At 66.0% G+C, this 8,343-nt stretch carries 6 protein-coding genes; 1 reads left to right on the top strand and 5 read right to left on the bottom strand.

The window, feature by feature from the left end:
- From DYI24_RS16045 to DYI24_RS16025, 5 genes are all read right to left on the bottom strand, one after another.
- On the bottom strand, nt 1-2,920 hold a 2,920-nt coding region (locus tag DYI24_RS16045; protein WP_164573006.1), incomplete at its 3' end, for an efflux RND transporter permease subunit.
- A complete protein-coding gene (locus tag DYI24_RS16040) occupies nt 2,920-3,807 on the bottom strand; it encodes an efflux RND transporter periplasmic adaptor subunit (protein WP_164573005.1) in 888 nt (295 codons plus the stop codon). The genes DYI24_RS16045 and DYI24_RS16040, both read right to left, overlap by 1 nt.
- Nucleotides 3,808-3,966: 159 nt before the next feature.
- A complete protein-coding gene (locus DYI24_RS16035) occupies nt 3,967-4,617 on the bottom strand; it encodes an OmpA family protein (protein ID WP_164573004.1) in 651 nt (216 codons plus the stop codon).
- Nucleotides 4,618-4,741: 124 nt separating this feature from the next.
- Nucleotides 4,742-6,163, bottom strand: a complete 1,422-nt coding sequence (locus DYI24_RS16030) for a caspase family protein (RefSeq protein ID WP_164573003.1) — start codon at nt 6,161-6,163, stop codon at nt 4,742-4,744.
- Between the two features lie 168 nt (nt 6,164-6,331).
- The gene (locus DYI24_RS16025; RefSeq protein ID WP_164573002.1) at nt 6,332-6,829 is read right to left on the bottom strand and encodes a MarR family winged helix-turn-helix transcriptional regulator; all 498 of its coding nucleotides are present in this window, start codon (nt 6,827-6,829) and stop codon (nt 6,332-6,334) included.
- Nucleotides 6,830-6,955: 126 nt separating this feature from the next.
- Between DYI24_RS16025 and DYI24_RS16020 the strand changes: the two genes are divergently transcribed.
- A partial coding sequence (locus tag DYI24_RS16020; protein WP_164573001.1) for an FAD-dependent oxidoreductase occupies nt 6,956-8,343 on the top strand: 1,388 nt, incomplete at its 3' end.

The raw sequence follows: 8,343 nt of genomic DNA, 5'->3' as shown, positions 1-8,343 counted from the left end.
TCGGCGAGCGGAATTCGCCGCCGGCGCCGAATGCCAGTGCGCTCGGCATCATGCCGGCCACCATCGCGATCGTGGTCATCACGATCGGGCGGGCGCGCTTCTGGCCGGCGTCGATGATCGCGGCGTCGCGGCTCTTGCCCTCGCGCATCGCCTCCATGGCGAATTCGATCAGCATGATGGCGTTCTTGGTGACGATGCCCATCAGCATCAGGATGCCGATCCACACCGGTGTGGTGAGCTGTTTGCCGGTCAGCAGCAGCGCCCCGATCGCGCCGCCGATCGACAGCGGCAGCGAGAACAGGATGGTGATCGGCTGCAGGAAGGTGCCGAACAGCAGCACCAGCACCGCATAGACCATCATCAGGCCGCCGCTGATCGCCGTGGCAAAGCCGTCCGACAGTTCGGCGAGGTTCTCGGCATCGCCCGAGGGGCTGACTTTGACGCCCTTCGGCAGCGACTTCATCACCGGCAGCTCGTTGATCTGCTTGGTAGCGTCGCCGAGTGCCGAATTGCCGACCAGGTCGGCCGCGACGGTCGCCTGGCGCAGCCGGTCATAGCGGTTGATGCTGGTTGGGCCCTGATCGAACTTGACGTCGGCGACGACCGACAGCGGCACCGCGCCGCGGCCGCCATAGATCGGCACCTGAAGCTGTTCGAGCGTGGCGAGCTCGCCGCGCGCCGAATCCTCGAGCTGCACCCGGATCGGCACCAGCCGGTCGCCGGCGTCGAACTTGGCGAGCGCCGGGCCGACGTCGCCGATGGTCGCAACCCGGATGGTCTCGGACAGGCTCTCGGTCGAGACGCCGAGCCGGGCGGCGAGATCGGCGCGGGGGCGGATCCGCAGTTCGGGCCGGTCGAGCGCCGTCTCCGAGATCACGTTGGAGATCAGCGGAATCCGCTTCATCTGCGACGCGAGTTCCTGGGCGACGTTGTTGACCACGGCGCTGTCGTCGCCCGTCACCACCAGCGAGATCGCGCGCAGGCCGTTCTCGTCGAGGAACCAGTAGCGGATGTCCGGCACCTGATCGAGCTGCCTGCTGATCGCATGTTCGAGGTCGCGCTGGGTGATCGAGCGGTCGTGCTTCGGCGTGTAGTTGATGATCAGCGAGGCGCGGCGGACTTCCTGGATGCCGGGCGGCACCCGGCCGCCGTCGACGAATACGCTCTTCACCTCGGGCCGCTCGCGCAGCAGCTTGACGATCGCCTCGGTGGTCTTCTCGGTGGTGCCGATCTGGGTGCCGGGCGGCAGCTGCATCGCCAGCACCGAGCGTGCGGTGTCCTGCGCCGGCAGGAAGCCCTGCGGCAGCAGCACGATGCTCCAGATCGAAGCGGCGAAGATGCCGAGCCCGATCAGCACCGTGATGTAATAATGCTGCACCGACCAGGTGACGACGCGCGTATAGGCGCGCAGCACACGGCCCGGCGGTTTCTCGACGTGCGGATGATCTTTCAGGAAGTACGCCGCCAGCACCGGCGTGACGAACCGCGCCGCCAGCAGCGAGAAGAACACCTGCACCGAGACGGTGATGCCGAACTGCTTGAAGAACTGTCCGGCGATGCCCGACATGAAGCTGGCCGGCGCGAAGATCGCGATGATGGTCAGCGAGATCGCGATCACCGCGAGGCCGATCTCGTCGGCGGCCTCGATCGCCGCCTGATACGGCGACTTGCCCATCCGCATGTGGCGGACGATGTTCTCGATCTCGACGATGGCGTCGTCGACCAGGATGCCGGTCGACAGCGTAATCGCAAGGAAGCTGACGAGGTTCAGTGAGAACCCCAGCATGTCCATGGCCCAGAACGCCGGGAAGATCGACAGCGGCAGCGAGATCGCGGCGATCACGGTGGCGCGGAAGTCGCGCAGGAAGAGGAACACCACGATCACGGCGAGGATCGCGCCCTCGAACAACGTTGAGATCGCCGCCTCGTAATTGCCTTTGGTGTAGTCGACCGAGGTGTCGATCAGCTTCAGCTCGACGTCGGGATATTGCGCCTTCAGCGCATCGATCCGCTTCTGCACCGCCTCGGCGACCACGACGTCGCTGGCGCCCTTGGAGCGCTTGATGCCGAGCGCGACCACCGGCTCGCCGTTGAAGCGTGCGAAGGTGTGGCGCGACGCGATGGTGTCGGTAACGGTGCCGAGATCGTCGAGCCGCACCTCGCCGCCGGCATTCAGGCTGATCATGGCGCCGGCGAGATCGTTGAGTGTCCGGGCGCCGGCGAGGGTGCGGATCGCCTGATCGTTGTTGCCGATCTCGGCGCGGCCGCCGGCGAGATCGACATTGGTGCCGCGCAGCCGGCGCGACACGTCGAGTGCGGTCAGCCCTGCGGCTTTCAGCCGGTCGGGATCGAGCGACACCAGGATCTCGCGCTCGACGCCGCCGATGCGCTCGACCTGGGCGACGCCGCGCACGCCCTGCAGTGCGCGTTTGACGACGTCGTCGACGAACCAGGACAGTTGCTCCGGCGTCTTGCCGGGCGAAATCGCCGCGTAGGTGACGATCGGCAGGCCGATCACGTCGACGCGCTGGATCAGCGGCTCGTTGATGTTCTGCGGCAAGTTGGCGCGGACGCGCGTCACCGCGTCTTTGACGTCGTTGAGCGCGCGGTCGGTGTTGGTTTCCAGCGCGAACTGGATCGTCGTGACCGACAGGCCGTCGGTGATCGACGAGGCGATATGGCGGACGCCTTCGACGCCGGAAACGCCGTCCTCGATGGTCTTGGTGACCTGCGCTTCCAGCTCGGCCGGCGCCGCGCCGAACTGCGACACCGCAACCGAAATCACCGGGATGTCGGCGCTCGGCAGCCGCGTCACGGCGAGCTTGGTGAAGCTGATCCAGCCCAGCGCCAGCAGGATGATCGAGAACACGATCGAGGGCAGCGGATGCCGGATCGACCAGGAGGAAACGTTGAGGCCCATCAGCGCGCTTTCGATCGCTCGGAATCGTCGGTGAAGATCGGCTTGATGCGGTCGCCGTCGTGCAGCGAGGTGCCGGCGTCGGCCACCACGATCTCGCCTTCGCGGACCCCGTCGATGATCTCGATCGCATGATCGGAGGTGAGGCCGACCTTGACCGCGCGGGTTTCGACGACGTTGTCCTTCACCACCTGTACGGTGGCGTGGTCGATCGCCGAGCGCGGGATCGCGACGCCGCAGCTTCGCCGCGCATCGATGGTGACGCGCACGAACATGCCGACCTTGAGGGCAGGCGAGGCGGCGAGCGCAATCCGCACCTGGCCGAATTGAGTCTTGCGGTCGATCTGCGGCGCGGCGAGCCGCACCGTGCCGGTGAGTTCAGTGCCGTCTTCACGGCTGATCCGCGCGGTGGCACCGGGGCCAACTTTGAGGGCGTGAATGCTCGGCACTTCAGCATCGATTTCGAGGTCGTTGCCGACCGCGATCCGCAGCATCGGTCCTGCGAGCGGCGAAGCGGGGGCGCCGGCGATCGTCCGCACCTCGGTGATCAGGCCTGCGGCCGGCGCCTTCAGCGTCCTGTTGCCGCCGGTGCCGGTCACTCGAACGACATCCTGATTGTCGGTCACGACATCGCCTTCGCGCACCAGCACGTCGGTGACGCGGCCGTCGCTATCGGCGATCACCACCGCTTCCTTGCGCGGCACCACGAAGCCGGTGACCCGAACCTTGTCGGAGAAGCAGGCGCTGGTCGCCTTGGCGACGACGACCTGCACACCGTCATTGCCGGCAGGCGGATCCGCACGAGCTATCGTGATCAGGCCACAGAGCAGGCCGGCAGCGATCGCAGCGCGTGCCGGCGACAGGTTCGGGCGGATCCACGCATTGATCATCTTGGTACTCGGCGAACTTTCGACTGGCCTGGCGTTAGTCCGGTTTCGCGCGCGGACGCGCCGGGCCCTCTATACACCGACCAATAGTGACAAAACAGCGAAGGCGTCCCGCGGCAGCGGAACGCCTTGAGGCGAGGCCGGTATCAGCTGGAACGCTGCTCATTTGGCCGCGGCGCTCTGGTCCGACATGTTGACCACCTGCACCCGGCGATTGACGCCGCTGTCGGGATGCGCCGGATCTTTCAGCCGGCTCTCGCCGTAACCGACGGTGACCAGGTCGGCGCCCGTGATGCCGTACTTCTCGACCAGCACCCGCTTGATGGTATCGGCGCGACGTTCCGATAGGTCCTGATTGAACGTGTCACTGCCGACGCTGTCGGTATGGCCGGCGACCACGAAGGTTGCGCCCTTCAGATCGGCGCTGGACAGCGCCTTGCCGAGCGCTTCGACTGCCGGCGCCGCCTGGCGGCTGATCGTCGCGGAGTTGTAGTCGAAGGTGATTTCGAGATCGATGTTCGGCTTGTCCTTCGTGATCTCGGCGATCTGGGTCCGTTCGGCGGACGACAGCGATCGCGTCGGCCGGTTGCGCAGGCCGTCGACAAACTTGATCTGAGCTGGGTCGGCGGTCGCGGCAGCCGGCTGTGCGGCCGACAGGCTGCGGGTCAGCGGCTTGTTCGGCGTCAGCGCCCGCACGATCTGGTCCGACGTCACCTCTCCGGCCGATGCGGCGGCGAACGGGAGAGCTGCACCGAGACCGAGCATGAAAGCGCCGAGCGGGGCGCGGTGTCGGGCTGCAGTCTTCCTGGTCATCGTTCGGTCTCCTGCGATTGGCGGGCGTTCGCTGGCGGAGGATCTGGATCGCGTCGTTCCTGATCGTCGCGCCATCGCGGCGGCAGGTTCAATGCCGCGGGGCGGTGAAACGGAACTGTCACGCCTACTTCACGCCGTAGCCGGCGAACTCCTTGCCGATATTGGGATCGAGCTTTTTGGCGGTGGTCAGGTCGATTTCGCCTTCCGAGGTGAGCCCGATCCGCTTGCGCGCCAGCCCGCGGCCGTACAGCGACGAGGTCAGCCGTGGATTGACCTTGAGCGCGGCATCGAAGTCGGCGATCGCGGCCTTGTCGCGGCCACTCTTCAGATGCAACAGCCCGCGGCTATCCAGCGCATCAACGAAGTTCGGACGCAGCAGCAGCGCCTGGTCGCAGTCGGCGAGCGCGGGCTCGAGTTCGCCGATCACGGTCCGCGCCCAGCAGCGGTTGTTGTAGGCTTCGACGTCCTTGCCGTTCAGCCGGATCGCTTCGTCGAAGTCTTTGATGGCGGTCCGGTACGCGCCCTTGCTGGCATAGACCTGACCGCGCCGGTAATACGCATTGCCGTCGGACGGCTTGTCCGCAATCTGCGCGGTCAGCGATTTCACCGTCGGATCGCTGGCCAGCGCCAGCACCAGTTTGTCGTCGTCACCGCCGCTGCTGGCTGGCTTTGCTTCCGCGGCCTGCGGGGGCTTGGCCTCCGGTGGTGCTAGTGCCGGCTTAGCGGCTTCCACTGGCGCAGTGGCGGCCGCCGGTTTCTCTGCAGTCGGTTTGTCTGCCGTCGCGGCGCCGGGGACGAAGACGAAATCGTCAGCCAGTGAGGACGAGATCCACGGCACCTGCTCGCCGCGCGAGGCCCGGGTGACGGCGGTTCGGGTGCGATTGAACGCCTCCTCGGCGGAGAGCCCCGGCGCGCGGACTTCCTCGCGCAGTGCGCTGACGAACGGGCTGTGCGCACTGTCATTGTCGGTGACGACCGCGCTCAGTGCGGCGGCGTACATCACCAGCGATCCGCTCGGAGCGATCACCGGAGCGAGGCCGGCGGAGAAACTGCGGAAACGGCGCTCGAACGGATTGCGGCGCGAGGCGTCGACCAGTGCAATTTTGACCGAAGCGCCGCGACTGTTCAGCTCATTGAGAACACTCTCGAGCGCGACGCCGTCCCGCCGCACGTCGGGCTCGGTCCAGATCTGTGCATCGACCGGGATCAGGTAGCTCTGCCGGCCCGACTGGATGCCGAAGCCACTGAAGAACACCAGCGCGGCTGCGCCCGGTTTTGTCCGCTGATACAGCCGGTCGAACGCGCGGCGCATCGCATCGCCGCTCAGGTCCTCGGCGAGTTCGGCATCGAAGCCGGCACGCTTCAGCTCGTCGGCGAATTCGCGGGCATCGCTGACCGCTTGGCTTAGCGGCTTGTCGGCGTCCGGATATTTACTGTTGCCGATCACCAGCCCGACCCGCGGCGCCGAACTATCTGCGGCGAAGCAACGTGGTGCCGCGACAATTGCGGCGACCATGAGCACGACCAAACCGAGGCGGATCTTCATGCGATGCGGGACCTGCAGAGGCGGGGCTGCGTGGACGAGGCGATTAACTCAGTCTTTGTGCACCGCATCTCACCCCGCCGTCGCTGCGCCTGTCAATCATCCCCGGTGGCGGCTCCGCTCGTCGTAGCAGCCCGGTATTTCCAGATCGCGACGCGTAGATCGGAAATGCTATCCGACCGACGCCGGCAGTTTTGTTGGCGCCGTCTCGGAATGGTCGTGGCTGGCCTGGATCAGGTTCAGATGCCGCTCGATCTTGCCGAGAGCGGTGGCCAATTGGTCGCGCTCCCGCGCGGACAGGCAGGACAGAATCTCCTGTTCCTTGCGTTTCAGCCGCGGCACCAGCTCGTGATACAGCGCGCGGCCTTTCTTGGTGAGCCGCAGCCGAAACTCGCGGCGATCGTCCTCGTTCTCGACGCGTTCGATCAGTTCGCGCTCCAACAGGCCGGTTACCGCACGGCTGATGGTCGATTTGTGGGTGCGTGTGCACTGCGCAATGAACTGCGCCGTGCAGGCATCGTTGCGGAAACCGAGCGTGGCGAGAATGCGCCAGCCGGGAATATCCAGCCCATAGCGCTGCTGATACTCTTCCGAGAGCGCAGCGCTGACTTCCGCGGCCAGCCGGTTGAGCTGAAACGGCACGAACGAGAACAAATCGAGCTTCGTCAAAAAAATCTCCGGGGCCGGGTTGCGCGGCGCGACGACTGCGGCTTAGATAGTTGCAAATGAAACTATCACGCAGGAGGACGCCTTGACCAGCGCTTTGCACGGGACGGGTCGGCAGGGCTGAGGCCGATGGCCCATCAGGAGCATTTTCAGTTCGGCTATCGCCGGCACCCGGATCAGGATCGTCAGGCCCCCGCGCGCCATCCGGTCGTGGTGGTTGGCGCCGGTCCGGTCGGACTATCGCTGGCGATTGATCTGGCGCAGCGCGGCCAAAACGTGGTGCTGCTGGACGATGCCGACCGGATCGGCGAAGGCTCGCGCGCGATCTGCTTCTCCAAGCGCGCGCTGGAAGTCTGGGACCGGCTCGGTGTCGGGTCGCAGATGGTCGAGAAGGGCGTGGTCTGGCAGGTCGGCAAGATCTTTCGCCGCGACGAGATGGTGTACCGATTCGACCTGCTGCCGGAGACCGGCCACAAGATGCCGGCCTTCATCAATCTGCAGCAATACTACGCCGAGGCATTCCTGGTCGGCCGCGTGCAACAACTTCCGGGAATCGATCTGCGCTGGCGCAACAAGGTGACGGCGCTTGCCCAGCACAATGATCACGTCGAACTGACGATCGAGACGCCGGATGGGCCGTATCGGCTTGCCGCCGACTATGTGATTGCCTGCGACGGTGCCCGCTCGAGCCTGCGCGGCATGGTCGGTGCCGAGTTCGCCGGCGAAGTTTTCGAAGATCAGTTCCTGATCGCCGACGTGAAGATGACGGCGGAGTTTCCGACCGAGCGCTGGTTCTGGTTCGATCCGCCGTTCCACTCCGGCCAGTCGGCATTGCTGCATCGCCAGCCCGACGACGTCTGGCGGATCGATCTGCAGATCGGGCCCGAGGCCGATGCCGCGGTTGAGCGGCAGCCGGAGCGGGTACGGCCGCGGATCGAGCGGATGCTCGGCCACGGCGATTTCAGCTTCGAGTGGATCTCGATCTACAAGTTCCAGTGTCGGCGGATGCAGCGTTTCCTGCACGAGCGCGTGATCTTCGCGGGCGACTCCGCCCATCAGGTGTCGCCGTTCGGCGCGCGCGGCGCGAACTCCGGTCTGGAGGACGGCGAGAACCTGGCCTGGAAGCTCGATCTGATATTGCGCGGGCAGGCGCCGGCCAGTCTGCTCGACAGCTACGATATCGAGCGCAGCCAGGCGGCCGACGACAACATCCGTCACTCCACCCGCTCGACTGATTTCATCGCGCCCCATTCCAAGCAGGAACGCCGGCTGCGCGATGCGGTACTGGCGCTGGCACACGATGTCGAATTCGCCAAGCGGATGGTCAATGCCGGGCGGCTATCGACGCCCTCGGTCTACGACTCGCCGCTCTCGACCCGCGACACCGATGTGTGGACCAGCGGGCCCGAGCCTGGAGCCGCGATGCGCGATGCGCCGTTGAAGACGGCGGACGGCGCGCCGATCTATCTGACCGAAGCTTTCATGCAGGCCGGAGGCGGCTTCGTGCTGCTGGAGCG

It is taken from the genome of Rhodopseudomonas sp. BR0C11 (assembly GCF_010820945.1).
In the GTDB taxonomy this organism is placed as follows: Bacteria; Pseudomonadota; Alphaproteobacteria; order Rhizobiales; family Xanthobacteraceae; genus Rhodopseudomonas; species Rhodopseudomonas palustris_H.
Note: the sequence above shows the minus strand (reverse complement) of the source record. Positions and strands in the feature narration are given on the sequence as shown.